Origin of the sequence: Novosphingobium sp. ZW T3_23, assembly GCF_044987305.1 — a bacterium.
GTDB lineage: Bacteria > Pseudomonadota > Alphaproteobacteria > Sphingomonadales > Sphingomonadaceae > Novosphingobium.
This window is the reverse complement of sequence record NZ_JBJDRF010000067.1, coordinates 1-23540: the sequence shown is the minus strand read 5'-3', so window position 1 is coordinate 23540 and position 23540 is coordinate 1. Positions and strand designations below refer to the sequence as shown.

Below are 23540 nucleotides of genomic sequence, written 5' to 3'. Positions count from 1 at the left end.
CTAAACGTATGGTTACGTAAGGACATGTTAAGGTAACGACTATCTACTGCCACCCCGAGCCCTGAAGCCCCGGGAGCAGGCGCCGTCGCCCACATGTCCCTTCATCTAAAACCTACAATGTCAAAGATCCGCCAGACAAAAAACCCGGACAACCAGCAATCCCCGCTTCTTGCGATTGGGGAGCATGTTGCCCGTAATGTCTTGGCGACCGCACCAGAACCGTGTGGTCCGCTGCGGTGAGAGGCCCTCTAAGTCCCACCCACGATTCGGTCAACACGCTAATTTCAAAAAAACGACATTTTCGAAAAAATGGCGGTTTCCAGCGAGTTTGACCTTCACGCCGAACAGATATGGGGGCGAAACTCGGTTTATCAAGTTCCTGCCGCCACGCTCCCTTGCGGCCTGCGCATTGCGGAAGAGCGAGACACCGCCTCACGCTTTCTTTACCAGCCTGCCTTAGGGCCGAACGGAAAGGCGCTTCCTTGACGAACGCCCGAACGGAGACCTGAAGACGTCATGCCGAAGCCGGCGATCAGCGTTGCCATGAGCGTCAACAATGGCGAGCGTTTCCTGCCGCTCGCCATCGAGAGCGTGCTTGCGCAGAGCTTCACCGATTTCGAACTGCTGATCGTCGACGATGGGTCGAGCGACGGGTCGGCAGAGATCATCCGGCGCTATGCCGCATCGGATGCACGCATACGTCCCATCATTCGCGAGAATCGCGGATTGATCGCCAGCCTCAACGAACTGCTCGTGGAGGCTCAGGCCCCGCTGGTGGCGCGCATGGATGCCGACGATATCTGTCGCCCCGAACGCTTCGCCCGTCAGGTGGAGTTCCTGATGCAAAAGCCCGATTACGGCGTGGTCGGCACCTGGAGCGAGGATATCGGCGAACACGGCGAGGCGCTGGTCCGCAGCGGCGCCGATCATCCGCTCACGCATGAGGACATGATCGCCGCCATAGAGAACGGCGAGCAACTGATCTGCCACCCGGCCGTCATGTTCCGCCGCGAGGTGGTCCTGGCCGTTGGCGGCTATCACGCCGCGTTCCGTCATTGCGAAGACCTGGACCTCTGGCTGCGCCTGTCGAGCGTCACGCGGATGGGCAATATTCCCGAGCGACTTCTTCGCTATCGCCGCTATCCCGACCAGGTCTCCGCCCGCCATTCGACGGAGCAGCAGATCGGCTCCGTGATTGCGCGCCTCGCCTGGGAAGAGCGGCGCGACGGAAAGCCCGATCCTACCGAGAACCTCGCGCGGCTGCCCTCGATCGACGCGCTGGATGCCCTGTTCGACCGCCCCGGCGTTTCCCGCGCCGCGCGCGAAACGATCGCGCTGGGCCTGCGCTGGTCCCCTGCCGCCATGCGCGACGGCGGCTTCGACATCCTGCTCGACCATGTTCGTAACGGCGGACGCCGCGAGGGACTATGGCGGACGGTGGCCCGGCTCGTGCGCTTCGGGGAGCCAGCGCGCGCGCTGCGTCTTGCCGCCGCCCTGGCGCGGAACTGACCGGGATGTCGATACGCCGCGCCGCGCTCTGGTCGCTCGCCGCGCAATACGCCACCTTCACCATTCAATTCGCCGCGAGCGTCGTCATTTCGCGGCTGTTCCTGCTGCCGGCCGATGTCGGGCTGTTCTCGATCGCCCTCGCCGCCGCCATGCTGGTCTCGATCTTCCAGGATCTGGGGATCACCCGCTTCATCTCGGGCCAGCCGGAGATGAGCCCGGCGGCGCTGCCCCACTATGCCGCCGTCGCCGTGACGATCGGGTGGAGCGTGGCGGCCATCGTCGCCCTGGCGGCGCCGTTCGTGGCACACTTCTATGCCCAGCCCGCCATCGCCCCGCTGCTCTGGCTGATCGCAGCCTCCTACCTCATCACGCCTTACTCCACCGTTCCGGCCGCCCTGCTGGTGCGCGAGATGGACTTCCGCACCCTGTTCCAGGTCAACGCCGGAAGCGCGCTGGCGGGGAACGGAACGGCAATAGCGCTGGCCGCCTGCGGCTTCGGAGCGTCATCGCTTGCCTGGGGCGTGCTGGCCACCGCCGTGGCGCGCGCTGCCATCGCCAATCTTCACCGGCCGGTGCGTCCGCGCCTGCCGAAGGATACCGGATCGGTGCGGCCGATGCTGGGCTTCAGCTCGATGTCCTTCGTGCTGAGCGCCAGCGCGGCGATCGGCCACCGATCGCAGGACCTGATCGTCGGCCGCGTGCTCGGCATCGCGGCGACCGGCCTGTTCAGCCGAGCCAGTGCCTTGGCCGGGCAGTTGACCTCGCTGGTGACCGGGGCGATCGGCAGCGTGTTCTATTCGGCCTTCGCCCGCAAGCGCGACGCCGGGGAACCGCTGGCAGAGCCCTATCTCCACCTCGTCGCCTGCTATACCGCGCTGAACTGGGCGGCGATGATCGGTCTTGCACTCGCCGCCGAGCCGCTGGTCATGCTGCTCTACGGCCCTAACTGGATGGGCTCCGCCTCCTTGCTGCGCTGGACGGCGCTGGGCGAGATATTCTTCGTCGCCATCCCCTTGCAGATGGACGTACCCCTGCTGCTCGGCCAGATCCGGCGGCTCGTCTGGGTGAACTTGCTGGACACCTGCGCCGCCGTGGCGATCCTAACCGCCGGGTGCTTCATCAGCCTGGAGGCGGCGGGGATCAGCCGCATGGTCTATGGCTTCGTCTGGTGGGTGATCTACGCGATCTATCTGGGCCGGCTGATCGGGTTCCGCTTCGGCGCCTTGATGACCGTCTATGCGCGCAGCGGCCTCTGTGCGCTGGCGGCCGGGGTGCCGCTGATGATCGCGCGCTGGCAGGGTGTCGAGCTGGGGCTGATCGCCCTGCTGGTGCTGAGCGCCGCGGGCGTGCTCGTGTGGCTGGCTGCGCTGGCCGCTACGCGCCATCCCGCCTGGCGGGAAGTGCGGATGATGGCCGAGGCACTCTCGCGCCCGATCCTGTCGCGGCGCGCGGGCTGATCCGTCATGCGGATGGCCTACCTGCTGCTGGCCCACGATGCGCCCGAACAGCTCGAGCGTCTGGTCGAAACCCTGCTCGCCGAAAGCACCGAGGATTTCGCGGTGATCCATGCCGACCGCCGCTCGGCGCTCTGGCACGCCTTGCGCAGGCGCCTGCCCGGATCTTGCGGTCGGGTCCATCTTGTGCCCGATCCGATGGCCGTTCGCTGGGGGCACTGGAGCCAGGTCGCGGCCACCGGAAAGCTGGTGCGAGAGGCCGTCCGCCTCGGCTGCGACCATGCCCATCTCCTCAGCGGCGCCGACTGGCCGGTGGCTTCGCGAACCGAACTGGCCCGCGCATTGGGCAAAGGCCTCTGCCATATCGAGGTCCGGCCGGGTCACATGGCCGAACGCATGCAGACCTATCGCTTCGACACGCGCTGGCTGCGGCTCGATCCCGCGAGGGACAAGCTAGCCTATGCGGCAATCTGGGAACTGCGCCGCCTCGCGCGGTGGCTGGACCGGGCGCGCCATCGGTTTCGGCGCGAACGCAGGCAACCGTTCGGCGCATGGGCCTATGGCTCGCAATGGTGGTCCCTACCCGCCGACGCGCTCGCGCTGCTGGCGCGCGAGCTGCCGCCGCTGCTGCGGAGCGGGCGACTGAAAGGGACGCTATGCTGTGACGAGCATGTGGTACCGACCCTGATCGCGCGCCATTTCCCGGACCGGATCGCCGGAAACCGCCGCTTCGTGCAGTTCCCTGGCGGCGCATCCAGCCCGCGCCTGCTGGACGCCCACGATCTTCCAGAAATCGCGGCGAGCGACGCCTGGTTCATGCGCAAGGTCTCGCTCACGCATGATCCGTTTTTCCTGGCTCTTCCCGAACGTCAGGCTGGCCCGGATCGGGACGAGCCCGAGACGGAAACGTTGGTATAGCGCGGGGCGCGGTGGTATGATCGGCGCTGCGACACCTGCAACATAGCGGTGCGCAGGAGAGAACGATGCCAGGAGCAGCCCTAGGGCTGACGCTCGTCTTCGCCGAACTGGCGATACTGGGCGCCCAGCCTGCACCCTCGCAGTCACTACCCCCGCGGTCACTGCCGACCCCGGACCAGCACTTGCCTGCTCCGCCGGAAACCGCGCAACCGGGCGTCCCGCAACCCGTGCCGTTCGCGGTGCAGTTGCCCTCGTCTGCGCATCACTTCGAGACCGAGATGGACGCCCCGATCCAGGGCCAGGCCGACGACGACGACCGCATGACGGTGGCCGTGGGCATCGAGGGACGCGGCCCCTATCGCTTCCTGATCGACACCGGATCGCAGACGACCGTGGTTTCCTCCAGCCTTGCGGGAACGCTGGGATTGACGCAGGGGCCGATGGTGCGGGTGATCAGCATGGGCGGCATGAGCAACGTCTCGACGGCGCGACTGGACTCGCTCGACATCGGGCTGAAATCCTACTCGGGCCTCACCGTACCGGTGCTCGAACGCCACCATATCGGCGCGGATGGCATCGTCGGTACCGACAGCCTGCAGGACCAGCGCGTGGTGCTGGACTTCACGAAGAACACCATCGCCATCGGCGACGCGCAAAGTCTGGGCGGCAGCAACGGCTACGAAATCATCGTTCGCGCCCGCAAGAAAGCCGGGCGGCTGATCATGACCAATGCCATGATCGACGGCATTCGCACCGATGTGGTGATAGACACCGGGGCCAGCTCCACGATCGGCAACCTCGCCCTGCAACGCGCGATGCGGGAGAGAGCCGCCGGCCAAACCACCCTGCTTTCGGTCACCGGGCACGAATTGCCTGCCGGGCTGGGCTACGCCAGGAAGCTCCAGATCGACGACATCAACGTCTCCAACGTCCTTATCGCCTTTGCCGACGCGCCGGCCTTCAAGGAACTGAACTTGCGCAGGCGTCCCGCGATCTTCCTCGGCATGCGGGAGATGCGGGTGTTCAAGCGCATCGCCATCGATTTCGGCACGCGGCGCATCCTGTTCGACATGCCTAAGTGAGGCGCGCTTCGCCCTCGCCAGGGGCGGTCATGACGCGGCGTGATTGTCTATCGCTTCGATCGCCCTAAATAGCGCCGATGCCACCAGATACCGCCGTCAACGATTCGCGCGCCCGCCACGATGGCTGGCGCACCCTCCTGCGCTTCATGCCGTACCTCTGGCCCGTGGGAAATCCGGCGCTGCGCTGGCGGATCGTCTGGGCGTGCCTGTTCATCCTGCTCTCCACTGCCACCCAGCTTGCCCTGCCCTACCTGATGAAGTGGGCCGTGGACCTCATGGGCGCCACCGGCCCGAAGCTGGTGCAGCTGGCGATGCTGATGGTGCTGGGCTACGCGGCGGGCCGCCTGATCCAGACCGCGTTCGACAACATCCGCAACATCGTGTTCGAGCGCGTGGGGCAGGATGCCACGCGCGAACTGGCGGAAAACGTCTTCGGCCAGCTTCACCGCCTGTCGCTGCGCTTCCACCTCGCCCGCCGCACCGGCGAAGTGACCAAGACGATCGAGCGCGGCACCAAGAGCATCGACACGATGCTCTACTTCATGCTGTTCAACATCGCGCCGACGATCCTGCAACTCGTGGTCGTGGCGGTGATCTTCTACCTCAATTTCGGCCCCGGCCTCGTCATCGCGACGGCCGTGGCCATCGCCGCCTATATCTGGGTGACGCGCGCCATCACCGAATGGCGCACCAAGCTGCGCGAGCAGATGAACCGGCTCGACGGGCAAGCACTATCCCGCGCCGTGGACTCGCTGCTCAATTACGAAACGGTGAAGTATTTCTCGGCCGAGCACCGCGAGCAGGAGCGCTACGCCCAGGCGACGCGGGCCTATGCGGTGGCCGCCGTAAAGAGCGAGAACTCGCTGGGCCTACTCAACATCGCGCAAGGGCTGGTGGTGAACCTGCTGATGGCCGGCGCGCTCGGCTATACCGTGTGGGGCTGGTACAAGGGGCAATATACGGCGGGCCAGCTGGTCTTCGTGCAGACCTACCTCACCCAGCTGTTCCGTCCGCTCGACATGCTGGGCATGGTCTATCGCACGATCCGGCAGGGCCTGATCGACATGGCGGAAATGTTCCGCCTGCTCGACGAGCCGCAGGAAGTATCCGACCGACCCGGCGCGCCCGCACTGATCGTCCGGCGCCCGTCGATCGTGTTCGACAACGTGGTGTTCGGCTATGAACCCGACCGGCGCATCCTCAAGGGCCTGTCGTTCGAGGTTCCGGCCGGGCAGAACTTCGCCATCGTCGGTCCCTCGGGCGCGGGCAAGTCCACGCTCGCGCGGCTGCTGTTCCGTTTCTACGATCCGCAGGAAGGCCGCATCCTCATCGACGGGCAGGACATCGCCGGGGTGTCCCAGGCGTCCCTGCGCGCCGCGATCGGCATCGTTCCGCAGGATTCGGTGCTGTTCAACGACACCATCGGCTACAACATCGGCTATGGCCGCGACGACGCAACGCAGGCCGACATCGAATCCGCCGCGCGCGGTGCCGCGCTGATGGGCCTGATCGACCGCCTGCCGCAGGGTTTCGCCACGGAAGTGGGCGAACGCGGCCTCAAGCTTTCGGGCGGCGAGAAACAGCGCGTGGCGATTGCCCGCACGCTGGTGAAGAATCCGCCGATCCTGCTCCTCGACGAGGCCACTTCCGCTCTCGACACCCGCACCGAGCAGGACATCCTGGCGACGCTCCACCGCGTCTCGGAAAATCGCACAAGCCTATCGATCGCGCATCGCCTGTCCACGATCGCCGATTCGGACCGGATCCTGGTGCTGAACGACGGCCAGCTCTCGGAAAGCGGCACCCATGGCGAGCTGCTGCGGCTGGACGGGCTCTATGCGGAAATGTGGGCGCGACAGGCGGCGGAAGCCGAATCCATGATCGAGGCGGCGCAATAGCTTTTGCCTAGGCCGTAAACTCATAAATGGCACCATCGAGGCGTCCAAATGGCGAACAGCTCGGGCCGAAGCGACCGCCGGGCGGGCTGGTTGCCCGTCCAAGGTCGGTTCGGTTCGAGATGGAAGCCATTTGGGCGTCCTTCGGATTTGACGCAAAATGGCCCATCGCTGCGTCGGCAGGTCTTGAAATATCGACATATTCCTACGCCCTGCCTTCTAGCGCTGAGCCATTTTGCCTCAAACCTCGATGGTGCCATTTATGAGTTTACGGCCTAGTCGGAACTTCGGCGGCGCTTAGGTGTTCCGCAAGGATCGATCGCCTCCTCCGGAGCCCCATGCGCGTGAAACTGCCCCCGATGTCCGCCGTATTCCTGCTCATGGGCGCGCTTGCCCCGATCATCCCCGCCGTCATGATCGCCGGCCCCGTACTGGCGCAACCGGAGCCCGCCGCCCTATCCGTCTCGCCATCGGCGCCGATCGAATCGTTGCAGGCCCTTGAAGTGCATAAGATCACGCGCGCGCATTTCGCCCAAAAGGACTGATCGCGGCCGGATCGAAGCCCGCCGAACCTCCCTGCCCGCTCCCGAATAGCCCCAAGGTCGACCACCGGATTGCCCGTTCGTCCGGATTCGCGGAAACATGGTGCCCGCGAAATCGATCGGCAGGGATGAAATGCTCGCCACCAGCCCTCTCTTCACGCGGCATATGGTACAGCCGGTGCCCTCGCGCGAGCCGGTACCGGTCGGCCTTTTCGTCGGTAATCGCCGCCTCGCCCTGGATGTCCGGAGACCGATGGAGTTCGGTGCGTTGACCCTGCTCTCCCGCCGGGCCTGTTCGCGACGATCGGCGGATCTGGAGGGCCTTGGCCCTCGCGCGATCGCCAAACGGGCGATCGCCCGCTGGAGCAGGCCGATCGAGACCGGCTATTTCCTCGATACCCGTCAGATCGAGCCCAACAACGTCTCGCATTTGTTGATGGACATCATCCCACTGTGCCTCTCGGCCCGTCGCGCATTGGGCAATGTCCCCTGCGTGTTCCGTCCGCTTCAACCCCGCTTCGAAGAGCTGCTGCGCTATTTCGCGATTGAGCCGGTCTGCACCTATCGGCCGGTTTCCGGCGAGAGCCTGAGCTTCCGACTATCGCGCGGGCTGGCGCAGTTCGGTATCGAGGCGCAGTTCGATGCCCCGCTCTACAATTACACCGGCGAGGTCTACGCGGATTGGGTCGCTGCCGGAAAGGGCCAGCGGAAAATCTTCGTCTCCCGCCGTGGCCCGCGCTCCCCGACCAATGCGGCGGAGCTGGATGCCCTGCTGTCGGCACGCGGTTTCGCCACGATCTATCTGGAGGATTTTCCGATCGCGGAACAGATCGCCGCGATGCAGGCGGCAGACCACGTGGTGGCCATCCACGGCGCCGCCCTCGCCTATTTGGCGCTGAAGCACCGGACACGCTCGGTCATCGAAATCATGCCGCCACATGTCTACCACGACCATTTTCCGCTCGGGATCGGGCACAAGGTGGACCGATACGTCCAGCTGATCCCGAACTTCGACGAAGACGTGCAGTTCCAGGGCTGGCCGGCGATCTATCGACACAAGCAGGCCCCTTTCGCCGTCGATCTGCGCCAACTGGAAGCAGCGCTGGACGACGATGCAACGGAAATCGGGCCTGAAAGACACGAACAGGCCGCCATCGCGGCTCAGGCCTAGAGCATTTTCTAATCAGGTGGAATCACCTGATGACTCGCAAAATGCGGCAAACCAGAAACTTAGAGCGGTTGATCCGGTGCAGCCGGATCGGAAATCGCTCTAAGGGGCGACCCGCTCCGTTACGGCCACTCTCACTTCACGACGTCAGCCTCGTGCCAGACGACCGCCTGCGCTGCCTTCATGCAATTTTCGGCCGTGTCCCAGGAAAGCGACGGCGAACCGTAGAGCCGCCAGCCCTGCGCCAGCGCTTCGGACACCCGCTCGCAGAAGGCGCGGTCGTCGGCGCCGGTCAGCAGGCGGTAGATCGGGCGGTCTTCGGGGGTCTGGTACATCTGGCATCTCTCTCGCTGGCGGATGTCAGATGCCTAGTCGCTCCAGCCCCGCTGGCAAGTCCCCCATTTTCTCTCCCCCGTTCGACGAACGGCTGCCAAATCACCCCGGATAGCGTTTGAATTCGGGCAGGGCCGCGATATCCTTCATCCAGCCGATCCGTTCGGCCACCTGAATGTGGGCCTGGGGAGGCAGGGCATCGGGATCGTCGAGCGTGGCGACCTGGATGTCGATCAGGCCGGGCAGATATTCCTCGTTGGCATACCACAGCCCTGTGCCGCAGCGCGGACAGAAGTGGCGCATGGCCGAGCCGCTGGAATTGTAGACCGAGGCTTCGCCTGCGGTAAGCGCGAATTCCGGCGTCTTGAACGCGGCCCAGGCGACGGTCGGTGCACCGGATGATTTGCGGCAATCGGCGCAGTGGCAAAGCGCGACATGCTCCGGGGCACCTTCAACGGCGTAGCGAACGTCACCACACTGGCATCCACCTTCGAGCGTCATAGCGAATCTCCCTCTGATGCGGGGAGGCTAGTCGATCTTCCGGAACATTCAAGGAACAAATTTACGTCGTCCCGGACTCGATCCGGGACCGCTGGCCGAGCCGCGCCTTGCTCGCGAGCAGGCGCCTCAAGATTTGCCAGCGGTCCCGGATCAAGTCCGGGACGACGGGGAATCTGCGACGTTAAAGGATATACTTCGACAGGTCCGCGTTGCCCGCGAGGCCTTCCAGCTTTTCGCGCACATAGGCTTCGTCGATCGTCACGGTCTCGCCCTTGCGGTCCTCGGCCTCGAAGCTGAGTTCCTCCAGCAGCTTTTCCATCACCGTCTGGAGGCGGCGGGCGCCGATGTTCTCGACGGTTTCGTTCACCAGCGCGGCGATGCGGGCGATCTCGCCCACGGCGCCTTCAGTGACCTCCACCGCGACTTCCTCGGTCGCGAGCAGCGCCTTGTACTGCGCCACCAGGTTCGCGCGGGTTTCCGAGAGGATGCGCACGAAGTCGGCTTCCGTGAGGGCCTTCAGTTCGACCCGGATCGGCAGGCGCCCCTGGAGCTCGGGCAGCATATCGCTGGGCTTCGCCACATGGAACGCGCCGCTGGCGATGAAGAGGACGTGGTCGGTCTTCATCGGGCCGTACTTGGTGGCGACGGTGGTGCCTTCGATCAGCGGCAGCAGATCGCGCTGCACGCCTTCACGGCTGACCGAACCGCCGCGCACGTCGGATACGGCGATCTTGTCGATCTCGTCGAGGAAGACGATGCCGTTGGTTTCCGCGTTCGCCAGCGCGGTGCGGGCGACGTCGTCCTGATCCAGGCGCTTTTCCGATTCCTCGTCGACCAGCTTGTCCCAGGCGTCGGGCACCTTCATCTTGCGGCGCGTCAGCTTCTGGCCGCCGAACTTGCCCATGATATCGGACAAGTTGATCATGCCGACCGAGCCGCCCATGCCGGGGATCTCCATCGGCGCCGAAGGGCTGTCCTCGACCTCGATCTCGACTTCCGTCTCGTTCATCGCGTTTTCGGTGATGCGCTGATGGAACGAGGCGCGGGTGGCCTCCGAAGCGCCTTCGCCGACGAGCGCGTTGAGCAGGCGCTCCATCGCCGCCTTGGAAGCAGCCTCGCGCACGGATTCGCGGCGGCGTTCCTTTTCCAGCCGGATCGCTTCCTCCACAAGATCGCGGGCGATCTGCTCCACGTCGCGGCCGACATAGCCGACTTCGGTGAACTTGGTCGCTTCCACCTTCACGAAGGGCGCATCCGCCAGCTTGGCCAGGCGGCGGCTGATCTCGGTCTTGCCGCAGCCCGTCGGGCCGATCATGAGGATGTTCTTGGGCGTCACCTCGTCGCGCAGGTCGAGCGAGAGCTTCTGGCGCCGCCAGCGATTGCGCAGGGCAACCGCAACTGCCTTCTTCGCCTCGCTCTGGCCGATGATGTGAGCATCGAGCGCGCGGACGATCGCCTTGGGGGTGAGGTTGTCTTTCATGATGTCGATGATCTCAGATGGTCTCGACCGTGACGCGGTCGTTGGTGAAGACGCAGATGTCGGCGGCGACCGTCATGGCGCGGCGCGCGATATGTTCGGCGTCGGTCTCGTAGCCGTCGATCGCGCGGGCGGCGGCAAGGGCATAGTTCCCGCCCGAGCCGATCGCGGTGATCTGGCTGTCCGGCCCACCCTCGGGCTCAAGCACGTCGCCGTTGCCGGTGAGCACCAGCAGGGTGTCCGCGTCGGCCACGATCATCAGCGCTTCCAGGTTGCGCAGATACTTGTCGGTGCGCCAATCCTTGGCGAGTTCGACGGCGGCGCGCATGAGCTGGCCGCGATGCTGCTCCAGCTTGCGTTCCAGTCGCTCGAACAGGGTGAAGGCATCGGCGGTGGCGCCGGCGAAGCCCGCGATCACCTTTCCGTCACCGATGCGGCGCACCTTGCGCGCATTGGGCTTCATCACCGTATTGCCCATGGAAACCTGTCCGTCACCGGCGATGACGGTCTTGCCGCCCTTCTTGACGCCGATGATGGTCGTACCGTGCCACTGGATCAGGCCGTGGCTAGCCCCGCTATTATCCATGCCGCGGATATATGACCGCGTTCGCGCGGTTCAAGCGGTGAAGGTGCAAGAGGCCCCGCATCCGAAACAACAAAAAACGTCCGCGAAACCGAGGCGGTGTCGCGGACGTTTTTGAACGACGACCCGTGGATCGCGCGATTTTCCCGATCAGCTGCCGTTGGGACCGGGGCCGACCGGGCCGGTTCCGCCACCCGGCATGCCGGCAGCGCCCACGGCGCCGATATTGCCGAACAGGTCTTCCAGCAGGCCGCGATGGCGGCCCAGCGTGGGCGTGGTGTCGCCGTTCGGGCTGATCCGGGCCACCTGTTCCATGCCGCGCTTGTCCACGCCGACGACATTGCCGGCCGGGTCGAACCGCACGCGCAGCACCGTCTGCTCTGACGTCTGCGGACGGCGGAACGGCGGCGTCTTCACGGTCTGCGAGATGTAGTAGTAGTCCTTCTCGCCGAACTGGCTGACGAAGGTCGGGCGGCCGAGCGTCTTTTCCACCGACAGGCGGTTGTCGATGCCGGGCTGCACCGAATCGAGCAACGTCTGATCCACCAGGTAACCGCGATGATCGCGAACCGAAGTGCACCCCGCCGTCAGCGCAGCCAGCGCCAGCGCGATGCCTGCCGCCTTAGCCATGTGACCGTAACTGCGCATTTTCCCACTCCATTCGGGGCCCGGCCCTTCGCCGGGCATTGCCACCAGACGCAGGGCCCATATATCGGCCAGATAACGGCACCGAGCCTTAGAGCCCGCCAGCCCGTCACGCAATGGGCGTTGGGGCAGGTCGATTGAATTGCCGATGAACGAAAGGTCAGACTGCCCCGTGTCCATACTTTCCCGTCTCGTCGGCAAACGCTCCGATCCGCAGGGAACGGTTCGGCCGCTCTGGCACCGCATCGTCGAGATTGCCCGCGAGAAACCGTGGTACGCCGATTTCGGCGTGGCCGACACCGTGGCCGGCCGGTTCGACGCGGTGACGCTGGTCCTGGCCCTCGTCATGCTGCGGATGGAGCGCGTGGAAGCCCTGATCGCCCCGTCCGTTCACCTGACCGAGCTGTTCGTGGACGACATGGACGGCCAGCTTCGCCAGTCCGGTGTCGGCGACCTGGTCGTGGGCAAGCGCATGGGCAAGCTGATGAGCGTCCTCGGCGGGCGCATCGGCGCCCTGCGAGAGGCGCTTCCCTCAGACGACGAGGCACTGGCCGAAGTGCTGGGCCGCAACGTGACGCTGATCGAGGGCGCGGACCCGCTTATCCTTGCCGGGCATGTCCGGGCGCTGGCCCACCAGCTCGATGCCGTTACCGACCATGACCTCCTGAACGCGAGCATTGCGCGATGACCGATATTCCAGCCTACACGCCCGAATTCTCCCGACCGATCGACATCCGCCAGGCCGAGGGCAAGGCCACGCACCGGCTCGACGCCGATGCCGCCGAGCGCGAGGCGCTTTCCGCACGCTTCGGCCTGGTGCGGATCGACCGGCTCGCCGCCGACCTCGAACTGGAGCGCAAGGACCGCAAGGTCGAGGCGCGCGGCCGGATCAGGGCCGATTACGTCCAGGCCTGCGCCGTCTCGGCCGAGGATATCGCCATCTCGCTGGACGAGCCGGTGTTCTTCCGGTTCGTGCCCGAAGCCGGCGACCATACGCCTGACGAGGAAATCGAACTCGATTCGGACGATTGCGACGAGATCGAGTATCACGGCACCCATATCGATCTTGGCGAGGCCGTGGCGCAGAGCCTTGCCCTAACGATCGATCCGTTCCTGACCGGCCCCGAAGCGGACAACGCCCGCAAGGCCGCCGGGATCGGCACGCCCGAAGACAGCAGCCCGTTTGCGGCGCTCAAGGGGCTGGGTCTGAAAAAATAGGCCCGTCGCCGGGCAGGTTATTCCAGCCGGGCAGAGGAACGCCTTGATTGCCGGGGCGTTTCGCCGCAAGCGAAGCGCTCCCGTTGCGTTCATCTTCCTGGCAGGCCCATGCATTCACCGTTTCAGCAGGCACCGTTTCAGCAGACCGGGCCTGCCAAGCAGACCTTCGGCAGCGATATCGCGCGGACGCGCATGAAGCCCGGCCTCGATCCCAAGACCACGTTCGGCCTGGCCGTGGCGATCCTGTTCTTCCTGGCCAGCGGCACGGTGGCCTACCTGAACGTCCGCGTTTTGCGGGACGATACCGCGAAGATCGTCCACTCCCACGAAGTGATCGTGGCGCTGAACGGGCTACTTTCGGCAGTGCAGGATGCCGAGACGGGCCAGCGCGGCTTCCTGCTGACCGGACGGGAAGGCTATCTCGATCCCTATCGCAGCGCCTTGACGGAAGTCGGCGGCCAGCTCGACCGGATCGGGAAACTGACCAGCGACAATCCCGATCAGCAAAGGCGGCTCCAGCCGCTGCGCCGTCATATCGACGCCAAGCTGGCCGAACTGCGGGAAACGATCGTCGCGCGCCAGAACGGCGGCCTGGAAGCGGCGCTGCTGCTGGTCGCCTCGGATCGCGGCAAAGTGGAAATGGACGCGATCCGCAGCCAGCTCGCCCTGATGCAGCAGGAAGAGGCACGCCTGCGGCAAGAGCGGCTGGCGGAAATGGAGCAGGCCTACAAGTCGGCCTGGGCCAGCGGCATCGCCTCCTGCCTGCTGGGCATCGCCCTGACCCTGGTGATCGGCTTCCTGATGCGGCGGGCGGCCATCGCCGCCGGACATCGCGAATGGCTCCAGGCGGGCCAGGTCGCCCTTGCCTCGGCCGTACTGGGAGACCAGCCGGTGGAGCAGCTTGGCGAGAACATGCTGGCCTTCCTGGTGAAGTTCGTGGGTGCCCAGGCGGGCGCGGTGTTCTCGGGAGACGGGCACCACTTCCGCCGCGTCGCCGCCTACGGCGTTCCCGCCGATGCCGGGATCGTGGAGCGTTTCTCGATGCGCGAAGGCCTGCTCGGCCAGGTCGCGGCGGACGGGGCGCCGGTGCTGCTGGCCGACATTCCCGACAGCTACCTGACCATCGGCTCGACATTCGGCAGCGACAAGCCGCGCCACCTGCTGATCGCGCCCGCCGTGGCCGACCGCACGGTGCACGGCGTGATCGAACTCGGGTTTCTCCAGCCGGTGGACGAGCACGTCCTGGCCTTCCTGGCCGAAATCTCGAACGCGGCGGGCGTCGCCCTGCGCTCGGCCCGCTATCGCGCCGAATTGCAGCACCATGCCGAGGAACTCCAGGTCCAGAGCGAGGAACTGCGCGTTTCCAACGAGGAACTCGAAGAACAGGGCCGCGCGCTCAAGGAATCGCAGGTTCGGCTGGAGCACCAGCAGGTCGAGCTGGAACAGACCAACTCGCAGCTGGAGGAACAGGCCCAGCAGCTGGAGCACCAGCGCGACGATCTTGCCCGCTCCAACGCCGTGGTGGAGCTGAAGGCACAGGAACTGGAGCAGGCCAGCCGCTACAAGTCGGACTTCCTGGCCAACATGAGCCACGAACTGCGCACGCCGCTCAATTCCCTGCTGATCCTTTCCAAGCTGCTGGGCGACAACCCGCAGGCCAATCTCACCGGCGATCAGGTCCAGTACGCCCGCACCATCGAGGCCTCGGGCAACGACCTGCTGGCGCTGATCAACGACATCCTCGACTTGTCCAAGATCGAGGCCGGGCATTTGCAGATCCGGCCGGAAACGGTGCTGCTGGAACGGTTGACGAGCGACATGCGCCAGCTCTTCCAGCCGGTCGCCCGGACGCGCGGGCTGGATTTCGATATTCGCGTCGCGCCGGGCTGTGCCGCCACGCTCGATACCGACCGTCAGCGGCTGGAGCAGATCCTCAAGAACCTGCTCTCCAACGCCTTCAAGTTCACCGAGACCGGGCGCGTGGGGCTGGATATCGAGCCGGACGGAAGCGATGGCCTGCTGCTGTCCGTCACCGACACCGGCATCGGCATTCCGGAGGACCAGCAACGCGCGATCTTCGAGGCCTTCCGCCAGGCGGACGGCACGGTGAACCGCAAGTACGGCGGCACCGGCCTCGGCCTCTCGATCTCGCGCGAACTGGCCCGCCTGCTCGGCGGCGCGATCTCGCTGACCAGCGTGGCCGGACAGGGCAGCCGCTTCACCTTGCGCCTGCCGCTGGCCCATGATCCGGCGATCGAAGGATCGGCACAGATCACGCCGAACGGCGGCGCCATGGCCATGCCTGCCGCTCCCGCCGCAACGATCCCTGCCACGCGCCCTGTCGCGCGTACCCCGGAGTCCGCAACCCTGCTCCGGCAGGTGGAGGACGACCGCGAAACCGCAGGCATGGCCCAGCGCGTGCTGCTGGTGGTCGAGGACGATTCCTCCTTCGCCGGCATCGTGCGCGACATGGCGCGGGAGATGGGTTTCCAGTGCCTCGTCGCCGGCACGGCCGAGGAGGCACTGCAACTCGCGCGCAGCTTCCGGCCTCACGCCGTGGTGCTCGACATCGGCCTGCCGGACCAGTCCGGCCTGGCCCTGCTCGATCGCCTGAAGCGCGACGTGGAAATGCGGCATATCCCGGTCCACGTCGTTTCCGGCACCGACCATACGCAGACCGCGCTCTCGCTGGGCGCTGTCGGCTATCTGGTGAAGCCGGTGAAGCGCGAAGACCTTTCGGGCGTGCTGCAAACCCTTGCGGCCCGGCTCGATTCCCCAACGCGGCGGGTGTTGATCGTCGAGGACGATCCCGTCCAGCGCGACGCCGTGGCCCGGCTGCTGACCTCGGGCGATGTCGAGACCGTCGCCGCCGCCACCGCCGCCGAATGCTTCGAACTGCTAGCCAGCCAGACCTTCGACTGCATGGTGCTGGACCTTGCCCTGCCCGACGCCAGCGGCTTCACCCTGCTGGAAACGCTCAGCCGCGAGGGCACGTATGCCTTCCCGCCGGTGATCGTCTATACCGGGCACGACCTGACCGCCGACGACGAGCAGCGCCTGCGCCGCTATTCGGATTCGATCATCATCAAGGGCGCCCGCTCGCCCGAACGCCTGCTCGACGAAGTCTCGCTGTTCCTGCATCAGGTCGTCACCGAGCTGCCGCCCGAACAGCAGACGATGATCCAGCAGGCGCGCAACCGCGACGCCATCCTGGAAGGCCGCCGCATCCTGGTGGTGGAGGACGACGTGCGCAACGTCTACTCGCTCACCAACATCCTCGAACCGCAGGGCGCGGTGGTGCAGATCGCGCGCAACGGGCAGGAGGCGATCGACGCGCTGGATCGTTCCGCCGGCGATGACGCCAGCCGCATCGATCTGGTGCTGATGGACGTGATGATGCCGGTGAAGGACGGCCTTACCGCCACCCGCGAGATCCGGCAGGATCCGCGCTGGGCCCGGCTGCCGATCATCACCCTCACCGCCAAGGCCATGCCCGACGATCAGGAACGCTGCATCGACGCCGGGGCCAACGACTACATGTCGAAGCCGCTCGACGTGGACAAGCTGCTCTCGCTGGTCCGCGTCTGGATGCCGCGCTGATGGATGAGGAGAAGGTCGAGGATATCGAGATCCGCCTCCTGCTGGAGGCGCTCCACAGCCGCTATCACTACGACTTTCGCAACTACGCGCAAAGCTCGCTGAAGCGCCGCCTGCGTCAGGCGCGCGACCAGCTTGGACTGCCGACCTTCTCCGCGCTTCAGGACCGCATGTTGCGCGATCCCGCCACCGTCACGCGCCTGCTGGGCTTCCTGACGGTGCAGGTCAGCGAACTGTTCCGCGACCCGGCCTACTTTCGCGCCATCCGCGAGAAGGTGGTGCCGCACTTGCGCACCTACCCCTCGCTGAAGGTATGGATCGCCGGATGCAGCGCGGGGGAGGAACTCTATTCGCTGGTCATCCTGTTCCGCGAGGAAGGGCTGGAAGACCGCACCCTGTTCTATGCCACCGACATCAGCCAGGATGCGCTCGATGCGGCGGCGCGCGGAATCTATCCGCTCGACCGCATCCGCACATTCACCGAGAACCATCAGCTTTCGGGGGGCAAGTCCTCGCTGTCGGACTACTATTCCACCGCCTATGGCCACGCCGCCTTCGACAAGAGCCTGCGCGACCGGGTGGTCTTCTCCGATCACAGCCTCGTCTCCGATGCAGTCTTCGCGGAAATGCACCTGATTTCCTGCCGCAACGTCATGATCTACTTCGACCGGACCTTGCAGGACCGCGCCGTGGGATTGTTCCGGGACTCGCTGGCGCGCAAGGGGTTCCTGGGCCTCGGCGCGCGGGAAAGCCTGCGCTTCTCCCGCCATGCCGGGGCGTTCAGCGATTTCGTGCGCGAGGAGAAGATCTACCAGAAGCGCGAGCCGTGACCTCATCCCGGCCTGAAGCGACCAGCCGGGGCGCGGTGGTCCTGGGGGCTTCGGCGGGGGCGGTGCAGGCGCTCTCGCGCATTCTTCCCGCCCTGCCCCCGGACTATCCGCTGCCGGTGCTGGTGGTGGTCCATGTCCCGCCGCAGAGGCGCAACGTGCTGGCGGCGCTGTTCGCGGAGAAATGCCGACTGGCGGTGCGCGAACCGGACGACAAGGAACCGATCGCGCCGGGCACGATCCTCTTCGCGCCACCCGACTACCACATGCTGGTCGAAGCCGACCGCACCGTTTCGCTCTCGACCGAAGGGCCGGTGCAGTTCTCGCGCCCCTCGATCGACGTGCTGTTCGAAAGCGCCGCCGATGCCTATGGCGCGGGCCTGATCGGCGCGGTGCTGACCGGCGCCAACCATGACGGCGCAGAAGGCCTGCGGGCCGTGGCCGAAGCCGGGGGCACCGCCCTTGTGGAAGACCCGGCGGAGGCAGCCTACCCCGTCATGCCCGCCGCCGCCCTCGCGCTCACCCCGCGCGCCGAAAGCCTGTCGCTTGCCGCGATCACGCAGCGCCTGCTGGAAGCTTCCGGATAGCGCCTTAGTTCGGCGCGATCATCCGGTAGGCACCGCCCATGAGCTGCGTCACTTCGTCGCGGGAAAGGACATATTGCGGCTCGTAGCCAAGGCCCGTGCGCCGGGTGCGCCGCCACTGGTCCACGTAGAGCCCCTTGTCCTGCCCGAATACCGAGTGGACATGGCGGGCCAGCTCCGCGGGACAATCGGCCGAATTGGCCGCGCGGAAAATGCCGATATCGACCACGTAGGGCCCCACCATGACCCAGACATGTCCGCCCCAGCGCAGTTCCTCGGCCCCGAACACGGCCGGACCGTCCACCGGCTCGCCCCCACTGGATACCGGCGCTCCGTATACAGGCCTGCCGTCCACCGAGAGCACGCCCGCAACGACATGGACCGGCGCCGAAAGGTGGCGCTCCAGCTGCACGGCCAGAGCCGCGCTCAGCCAGGCCGCCATCGGCTTGCTTTCGCCGGCTTCGGCTCCATCCGCACCGGCAGTCCGGAAGACCTTGAGGATCTCCACCGCGCAGGCCGCAAGCCGGGCCTTGTCGGCATCCGGCATGGCATAGGCCTTGAACGCCTTGGCTTCCGCCCAGCCGTGCCGCGCGGCGACCAGCTTGCCCAGCTGGGTCAGGTCTTTTGTCACTGTCATTCGAAATCACTTCCCGCTCGTCCGGCGACGGCCGGTGCGGCCCGACCCCTTAGAGAGCCTTTGCCGTCAGGCCAAGTGCCGCGCCTGCGAATCGCCCTGACCCACTCCGACAGCCGAAACGCGCCTCGCCTCTCGCCAAACGGATGGTAAACCCTGTTCATTCCGGCACTAAATCGTTCGGCATTCGTAAAATGCCGAAGGCTCGGGCAGTGGGCTGAGCAGCAAGCATTTTCTATTCTGTGCCACGCGAGGCCAAAACAACATTATCATTAAACAGCCGATCCGGCGGCAGTTCTATCCTTCTGCTGCGAAACTGCGCCTAATTTCCAGATGTTATCGGAAAGACGACCGCGCCGCGCCCTGTCGGTCTTCATGACGAACGGGGCGGCGCCGCATTTCGCTCATGCATGCCGGCATCATGCCGGGCAGAACAGAGAGGTGCCATCGTGTTGAGGACTGCCATCGCCGCAAGCGGCCTGTCGCTGGGAATCCTGGCATCGGTTCCCGCCCATGCCGACATCAACGGAACGATCAACGCCACGATCACCCTGACCGCCGGGTGCATCATCAACGGCCAGAACTATAACGACGGTTCGGCCAACGTGGCCTTCGGCACGCTCGATTTCGGTTCGCAGAACACGCTGTTCACCCAAGTCGATGCGCAAGTCCTGAGCGGCGCCACCGGCTTCACCGTCCAGTGCAGCAACGGCGTGACGCCCACGCTCTCGTTCAACGCAGGCCAGAACGACGGATCGGGCGCGGGCGCGGGCGTCCATGCGATGGTCAACCAGACGACACCGGGCCAATTCGTGACCTACAACCTCTATACCGACGCCGGGCGCACCGCCGTGATTCCCGTGGGCGGAGACATCGTCCTGCCCAGCGACGGATCGGTGCAGACCGTCAACGTCTATGGCCGTGCCTTCGGGGAAGCGGGCCTGACGCCGGGCTCCTACGCCGACATCGTCACCGTCGTGCTCGAACTCTAGGGTGTAGGAGTTTCGCGACGGGCCGGCCATGTCCAGCGAGCGCCCTTTCCAGACGGGTCTTCCCTGCCTCGCCATCCTGTCCGCACTCGCTTGCACGACCGCCGAAGCGGCGACGACGGCACAGTTCGATGTCACCGCGACGGTCGCTCCCGGCTGCCTCGTGGACGGCTTGGGCGTCAGCGGCAATGCGGGGCGGATCGGCACGCTGGACTTCGGCACCGTGTCCACTTTCTCCACCCAGCGACGCACCGCCACGACCACCACCGGGCAGGCGATCAGGCTGCGCTGCACGCCGGGGGTCAACCTGATCATGACCATCGACGGCGGCAGCCATGCGGTATCGGGCCAGCGCAACCTCCAGCGGACCGGCACCGGCACCACTCCGCGCATGCCCTATGCCCTGTGCCGCGACGCCGCCTGCACCCTGCCGATCGTTGCCGGGACGGGCTACGGCACCAGCGTCACGTCCACCAACAGCCAGGACGTGCGCCTGCCGATCTATGCGGCGCTGACGCCCTCGGGAACGATGCCGCCCGGCACCTACACCGATACCCTGACGGTCACGCTGACATGGTGAACCGAAACACCCGCCCCCAAGATAGCCGCCCAAGGAGCCGATCATGAGCAAAGCCGTCCTAACCCTTGGCGCGGCGATCCTGTCGGGTGTTTCTCTTTCGGCGGCGGCGCTGGCGCAACCCGCCGGCTCGCTGCTGATCTGGCCGGTCGGCCCGGTGATCCAGGGCGACGAACCGGCCGCCGCGCTCTGGCTGGAAAATCCGGGAAAGGCACCGATCACCCTACAAGTGCGGGTCTATGCCTGGGACCAGCGTGGCGGCGAGAACGTCTATGCGGCGCAGCAGGACATCCTGGGCACCCCGCCGATCCTCAGCATCGCACCCGGCGAACGGCAGCTCGTGCGCCTCACCCGCCTGGTGCCACCGCCCAGCCAGCCGGAGAAACCCTATCGCGTGGTCGTGGACCAGATCCCCACTGCCGACGCGGCGCAGGGAGCAGCGGCCGGAGCCGCGGTGACCTTTCGCATGCGCTATTCATTGCCGCTGTTCTCCTACGCCAAGGCCGAAGGCGGGCGGAAGCAGGCGCCGCCACCGCCGCCCCACCTGGGCTGGCGCACGGTTTCCGAAGGCGGCGGGCGCTTCCTCGAAATCCGCAACACCGGCAGCGGCCATGCGCGGCTCAGCGATGTCGCCCTGTCAGGCAGCGGCAAGCGGTTGAATGAGGGACTGTTCGGCTACGTCCTTCCCGGCGCCACGATGCGCTGGCCGCTGCCGGACGGCGTCGATGCGCAGGGCGAACTCTCGGCAACGCTGAACGGAAAGGGATCCGCCCGCATCGAGCGACTGCCCGAGTGATCGGGCGGAAGCTGCGGGAGGACATAACAGGGTCGGAATGAACGGGAATGTCAGCCGCCGCCCCGTCGCGGGCACCACCGACATGGATATCGAACGACGGCGGACTTCCGGCGATGACCGCGCTGGCGGCGCTGATCCTCGCCCCGGATTGCATGGCCGCCCCGCTCGCGCCGCTCGCTGCCGCCCCCGCCGACGCGGTGTTCTCCGACCTGCCGCCGCCGCCCGACAGCGCGGACTTCGAGGCCGACCAGCGGCTGGAACTGGCGCTGATCGTGAACGGCATGGATAACGGCGTCACGGCCTCGGTCCTGAAGCAGGGCACGCGCTTCCAGGTGAAGGTCGCGGACTTGCTGCGCGCAGGCATGATCGTGCAGTCCGCCGATGACCTGCTGTTCCTCGACAGTCTCGACGGCGTTGCGGCGGATTACGACGCAGGCAGCCAGCAACTCCTGCTCACCGTGTTGCCCCGGTACCTGCCCGCCCAGACGATCGGGCAGGGAGACCGCGTGTTCCGCCCCGCCATGCGCGACATGGGCGGCCTGCTCAACTACGACGCCTATGCCACTGGGGGTGGCGGCATCCCCTTCCAGGCCTCGCTCTGGCACGAGGCCCGGCTGTTCGGCCCGGCGGGCGTGTTCTCCACCACCGGCGCGCTGCGCACGCGTTCCGGCTTCGGCGCGGGCGGTGCCTACATACGCTACGACACCTACTGGCGCTGGTCGGACGAGCGCAGCATGACCACCGTGGAGGCGGGAGACGTGATCACCCGGTCGCTGTCCTGGGCTCCGGCGGTAAGGCTGGGCGGCGCGCAAGTCTCGCGCGATTTCTCGGTCCGGCCCGACGTCATCACCTATCCGCTGCCCGAGTTCGGCGGCAGCGCCACGCTGCCCTCCACGGTCGATCTGGTGGTCAACGGGCAACGTATCGCCGGCAGCCGCGTCAATCCCGGCCCTTTCGCGCTCGACACCCTGCCGCCGATCACCGGCAGCGGCCAGGCCAACCTGATCGTCACCGACGTTCACGGCCGCAGCGTCGTCACTTCGGTGCCGTTCTACGTCAGCAGCACCCTGCTGCGCCCCGGCTTTACCGACTATTCCGCCGCCGCCGGCGCCTTTCGCCGCAACTACGGACTGCGCAGCTTCGACTATGGCGAATTGGCCGCCACCGCCTACCTCCGCCACGGCCTGACCAGCGCCCTGACGGTGGAGCTGCGCGGAGAAGCGACGCAGGACCTGCATCTTCTGGGCGCCGGGGCCGTGGCGCGGATCGGCAACCTGGGCGTGGTCAGCGCGTCCTACAGCCGCAGCTTCGGAGGCCCGGCCAATCGAGAGCGGGCGAGCGGCGGCGAACTGTCGGTCGGCTACGAGTTCCAGGCGCGGACCTTCTCCATCGGCCTGCGCCACACCCGGCACGACCGCGACTATTTCGACCTCGGGCGGCTTGAGCGGGACGAACGCGGCTGGGAGTACGATCAAGATGGCGGGCAAGGTGGCGGGATCCGCGACGAGCCGGGCCGGGAGCGCGGCTGGGAACGCCAGACCGCCGCCACTGCCAGTCTGGCGCTGGGCAGCACCGGCACCCTGGGCGTGGGCTATTTCGACTTGCGCCAGGAAAACGCCCGCAACGCGCGGCTCGCCAATCTCTCGTGGACGCTGCCGCTCTGGGGCCAGAGCCGCCTCTACGCCACGCTCTCGCGCACATTCGCGGGCGGCGTGGGCAATCGCTGGTCCGGCGCGCTGACACTGACCGTTCCCTTGGGCAGCGGCAACGTCAGCGGCGGTGTGACGCGGGACGATCGCGGCCGCACCGGTCTGCGCGCGGACTACACCCGTCCGATCCCCAGCGAGGGCGGCTTCGGCTGGAACGCCAGCGCCTATAGCGATTCCGGCGAGAAGCCCTACCTGCGGGGGGACCTGGCCTGGCGCACCCAGCCGATCCAGCTTCGCGCGGGCGTCTACGGGCGGGGCGACATGACCGGCTGGTTCGGCGCCAGCGGCGCGCTGGTGTTCATGGACGGCGGCCTGTTCGCCGCCAACCGCGTCACCGACGCCTTCGCCCTCGTCTCCACCAATGGCGAGGCGGGCATTCCGGTGCGCTACGAGAACCAGGTGATCGGCAGGACCGACCGCAACGGGCAGCTTCTCGTCCCCGCCGCCAGCGCCTGGTATCCCGCCCACTACGACATCGACACCCTGTCGCTGCCGCCCAGCG

General features: G+C 66.4%; 22 protein-coding genes. 16 read left to right on the top strand and 6 right to left on the bottom strand.

Going from position 1 to position 23540, the window contains the following annotated elements:
• Positions 1-516 precede the first annotated feature (516 nt).
• The 7 genes from ACI3K3_RS22475 (at position 517) to ACI3K3_RS22445 (ending at position 8571) form a co-directional block, all read left to right on the top strand.
• Positions 517-1509 (top strand): glycosyltransferase, encoded by a 993-nt coding sequence (locus ACI3K3_RS22475; protein ID WP_404917805.1) that lies wholly within the window; start codon positions 517-519, stop codon positions 1507-1509.
• 5 nt (positions 1510-1514) lie between these two features.
• Positions 1515-2966, top strand: a complete 1452-nt coding sequence (locus ACI3K3_RS22470) for an oligosaccharide flippase family protein (protein WP_404917803.1) — start codon at positions 1515-1517, stop codon at positions 2964-2966.
• 6 nt (positions 2967-2972) lie between these two features.
• Positions 2973-3881: a beta-1,6-N-acetylglucosaminyltransferase gene (locus ACI3K3_RS22465; RefSeq protein WP_404917801.1), complete on the top strand. Its 909-nt coding sequence runs from the start codon at positions 2973-2975 to the stop codon at positions 3879-3881.
• A 65-nt stretch (positions 3882-3946) separates the two neighbouring features.
• Positions 3947-4963, top strand: coding sequence for an aspartyl protease family protein (locus ACI3K3_RS22460; RefSeq protein ID WP_404917799.1), 1017 nt, complete (start codon positions 3947-3949; stop codon positions 4961-4963).
• Between the two features lie 77 nt (positions 4964-5040).
• A complete protein-coding gene (locus ACI3K3_RS22455; protein ID WP_404917797.1) occupies positions 5041-6861 on the top strand; it encodes an ABCB family ABC transporter ATP-binding protein/permease in 1821 nt (606 codons plus the stop codon).
• A 341-nt stretch (positions 6862-7202) separates the two neighbouring features.
• Complete coding sequence (locus tag ACI3K3_RS22450) at positions 7203-7403, top strand: hypothetical protein (RefSeq protein WP_404917795.1); 201 nt, start codon at positions 7203-7205, stop codon at positions 7401-7403.
• Between the two features lie 97 nt (positions 7404-7500).
• Positions 7501-8571, top strand: a complete 1071-nt coding sequence (locus ACI3K3_RS22445) for a glycosyltransferase 61 family protein (RefSeq protein ID WP_404917793.1) — start codon at positions 7501-7503, stop codon at positions 8569-8571.
• 131 nt (positions 8572-8702) lie between these two features.
• Here the strand turns inward: ACI3K3_RS22445 and ACI3K3_RS22440 are convergent, their stop codons facing one another.
• The 5 genes from ACI3K3_RS22440 to ACI3K3_RS22420 form a co-directional block, all read right to left on the bottom strand.
• Complete coding sequence (locus ACI3K3_RS22440; RefSeq protein WP_021235064.1) at positions 8703-8903, bottom strand: DUF1737 domain-containing protein; 201 nt, start codon at positions 8901-8903, stop codon at positions 8703-8705.
• A 100-nt stretch (positions 8904-9003) separates the two neighbouring features.
• Positions 9004-9402 (bottom strand): GFA family protein, encoded by a 399-nt coding sequence (locus ACI3K3_RS22435; RefSeq protein WP_404917791.1) that lies wholly within the window; start codon positions 9400-9402, stop codon positions 9004-9006.
• 181 nt (positions 9403-9583) lie between these two features.
• Entirely contained in the window at positions 9584-10882 is a 1299-nt protein-coding gene (gene hslU / locus ACI3K3_RS22430) for an ATP-dependent protease ATPase subunit HslU (RefSeq protein WP_404917789.1), read from the bottom strand.
• A 13-nt stretch (positions 10883-10895) separates the two neighbouring features.
• Positions 10896-11465, bottom strand: a complete 570-nt coding sequence (hslV, locus tag ACI3K3_RS22425; protein ID WP_404917787.1) for an ATP-dependent protease subunit HslV — start codon at positions 11463-11465, stop codon at positions 10896-10898.
• A gap of 147 nt (positions 11466-11612) precedes the next feature.
• Positions 11613-12110: an outer membrane protein assembly factor BamE gene (locus tag ACI3K3_RS22420; protein WP_404917785.1), complete on the bottom strand. Its 498-nt coding sequence runs from the start codon at positions 12108-12110 to the stop codon at positions 11613-11615.
• A 169-nt stretch (positions 12111-12279) separates the two neighbouring features.
• On the opposite strand from ACI3K3_RS22420, the gene ACI3K3_RS22415 reads away from it, so the two are divergent.
• The 5 genes from ACI3K3_RS22415 to ACI3K3_RS22395 all read left to right on the top strand — a co-directional run bounded on the left by ACI3K3_RS22415 (position 12280) and on the right by ACI3K3_RS22395 (position 18336).
• Positions 12280-12795: a ubiquinol-cytochrome C chaperone family protein gene (locus ACI3K3_RS22415; RefSeq protein WP_404917783.1), complete on the top strand. Its 516-nt coding sequence runs from the start codon at positions 12280-12282 to the stop codon at positions 12793-12795.
• A complete protein-coding gene (locus ACI3K3_RS22410; protein WP_404917781.1) occupies positions 12792-13325 on the top strand; it encodes a YceD family protein in 534 nt (177 codons plus the stop codon). The genes ACI3K3_RS22415 and ACI3K3_RS22410 overlap by 4 nt, the downstream gene beginning before the upstream one ends.
• A 192-nt stretch (positions 13326-13517) precedes the next feature.
• The gene (locus tag ACI3K3_RS22405) at positions 13518-16925 is read left to right on the top strand and encodes a response regulator (protein WP_404917807.1); all 3408 of its coding nucleotides are present in this window, start codon (positions 13518-13520) and stop codon (positions 16923-16925) included.
• Positions 16925-17752: a CheR family methyltransferase gene (locus ACI3K3_RS22400; RefSeq protein WP_404917779.1), complete on the top strand. Its 828-nt coding sequence runs from the start codon at positions 16925-16927 to the stop codon at positions 17750-17752. Before ACI3K3_RS22405 ends, ACI3K3_RS22400 begins: the two co-directional genes overlap by 1 nt.
• On the top strand, positions 17749-18336 hold the full coding sequence (locus tag ACI3K3_RS22395; protein ID WP_404917777.1) for a chemotaxis protein CheB: 588 nt from the start codon (positions 17749-17751) through the stop codon (positions 18334-18336). The genes ACI3K3_RS22400 and ACI3K3_RS22395 overlap by 4 nt, the downstream gene beginning before the upstream one ends.
• Before the next feature lie 4 nt (positions 18337-18340).
• Here the strand turns inward: ACI3K3_RS22395 and ACI3K3_RS22390 are convergent, their stop codons facing one another.
• Positions 18341-18970, bottom strand: coding sequence for a hypothetical protein (locus ACI3K3_RS22390; RefSeq protein WP_404917775.1), 630 nt, complete (start codon positions 18968-18970; stop codon positions 18341-18343).
• Positions 18971-19419: 449 nt separating this feature from the next.
• Between ACI3K3_RS22390 and ACI3K3_RS22385 the strand changes: the two genes are divergently transcribed.
• The 4 genes from ACI3K3_RS22385 to ACI3K3_RS22370 all read left to right on the top strand — a co-directional run.
• Entirely contained in the window at positions 19420-19959 is a 540-nt protein-coding gene (locus ACI3K3_RS22385) for a spore coat U domain-containing protein (protein ID WP_313436291.1), read from the top strand.
• Between the two features lie 28 nt (positions 19960-19987).
• Complete coding sequence (locus tag ACI3K3_RS22380) at positions 19988-20536, top strand: spore coat U domain-containing protein (protein WP_404917773.1); 549 nt, start codon at positions 19988-19990, stop codon at positions 20534-20536.
• A 43-nt stretch (positions 20537-20579) separates the two neighbouring features.
• Positions 20580-21329, top strand: coding sequence for a molecular chaperone (locus tag ACI3K3_RS22375; protein ID WP_404917771.1), 750 nt, complete (start codon positions 20580-20582; stop codon positions 21327-21329).
• A gap of 47 nt (positions 21330-21376) precedes the next feature.
• The coding region (locus ACI3K3_RS22370; RefSeq protein WP_404917769.1) for a fimbria/pilus outer membrane usher protein at positions 21377-23540 on the top strand (2164 nt) is incomplete at its 3' end.

Coding starts and splice junctions, on each gene's coding strand:
- ACI3K3_RS22475 (WP_404917805.1), top strand. CDS start 517: ATGCCGAAGCCGGCGATCAGCGTTGCCATGAGCGTCAACAATGGCGAG.
- ACI3K3_RS22470 (WP_404917803.1), top strand. CDS start 1,515: ATGTCGATACGCCGCGCCGCGCTCTGGTCGCTCGCCGCGCAATACGCC.
- ACI3K3_RS22465 (WP_404917801.1), top strand. CDS start 2,973: ATGCGGATGGCCTACCTGCTGCTGGCCCACGATGCGCCCGAACAGCTC.
- ACI3K3_RS22460 (WP_404917799.1), top strand. CDS start 3,947: ATGCCAGGAGCAGCCCTAGGGCTGACGCTCGTCTTCGCCGAACTGGCG.
- ACI3K3_RS22455 (WP_404917797.1), top strand. CDS start 5,041: ATGCCACCAGATACCGCCGTCAACGATTCGCGCGCCCGCCACGATGGC.
- ACI3K3_RS22445 (WP_404917793.1), top strand. CDS start 7,501: ATGGTGCCCGCGAAATCGATCGGCAGGGATGAAATGCTCGCCACCAGC.
- ACI3K3_RS22440 (WP_021235064.1), bottom strand. CDS start 8,903: ATGTACCAGACCCCCGAAGACCGCCCGATCTACCGCCTGCTGACCGGC.
- ACI3K3_RS22435 (WP_404917791.1), bottom strand. CDS start 9,402: ATGACGCTCGAAGGTGGATGCCAGTGTGGTGACGTTCGCTACGCCGTT.
- hslU (WP_404917789.1), bottom strand. CDS start 10,882: ATGAAAGACAACCTCACCCCCAAGGCGATCGTCCGCGCGCTCGATGCT.
- hslV (WP_404917787.1), bottom strand. CDS start 11,465: ATGGATAATAGCGGGGCTAGCCACGGCCTGATCCAGTGGCACGGTACG.
- ACI3K3_RS22420 (WP_404917785.1), bottom strand. CDS start 12,110: ATGCGCAGTTACGGTCACATGGCTAAGGCGGCAGGCATCGCGCTGGCG.
- ACI3K3_RS22410 (WP_404917781.1), top strand. CDS start 12,792: ATGACCGATATTCCAGCCTACACGCCCGAATTCTCCCGACCGATCGAC.
- ACI3K3_RS22405 (WP_404917807.1), top strand. CDS start 13,518: ATGAAGCCCGGCCTCGATCCCAAGACCACGTTCGGCCTGGCCGTGGCG.
- ACI3K3_RS22400 (WP_404917779.1), top strand. CDS start 16,925: ATGGATGAGGAGAAGGTCGAGGATATCGAGATCCGCCTCCTGCTGGAG.
- ACI3K3_RS22390 (WP_404917775.1), bottom strand. CDS start 18,970: ATGACAGTGACAAAAGACCTGACCCAGCTGGGCAAGCTGGTCGCCGCG.
- ACI3K3_RS22380 (WP_404917773.1), top strand. CDS start 19,988: ATGTCCAGCGAGCGCCCTTTCCAGACGGGTCTTCCCTGCCTCGCCATC.
- ACI3K3_RS22375 (WP_404917771.1), top strand. CDS start 20,580: ATGAGCAAAGCCGTCCTAACCCTTGGCGCGGCGATCCTGTCGGGTGTT.